Origin of the sequence: Pantoea sp. SIMBA_079 (assembly GCF_046940275.1) — a bacterium.
Lineage (GTDB): Bacteria > Pseudomonadota > Gammaproteobacteria > Enterobacterales > Enterobacteriaceae > Pantoea > Pantoea borealis.
In genome coordinates this window covers 1-250 of the sequence record NZ_JAWRYR010000671.1, presented here as the reverse complement: position 1 = coordinate 250, position 250 = coordinate 1, and the positions used below count along the sequence as shown (strand labels likewise).

Sequence of the window (250 nt, the reverse complement as noted above, 5' to 3'; positions counted from 1 at the left end):
GAGGTGATCGAAATCGCCTACGATCCCGAACTGGTCGAGCCCGCCCTCGGCGCACTCGCGGACGATGCCGCGCACTGGACGCTGGTCTCCACCGTCTCCGTCTACGCCCGCAATGACGAGCCGGGCGCTGACGAGTCCGCCGCGCTCGTGGAGCCGTCCGACCTGACGCAGTACGCCGACGCGAAGGTCGCCGCCGAGCGATCCACAGCGGTCCGGCTCGGTGAGCGCCTCCTGATCGTGCGACCCGGAC

The 250-nt window shown here is 70.4% G+C and carries 1 protein-coding gene; it reads left to right on the top strand.

From position 1 onward, the window contains the following. The coding region (locus SB719_RS21640; RefSeq protein WP_412159958.1) for a hypothetical protein at positions 1 to 250 on the top strand (250 nt) is incomplete at both ends.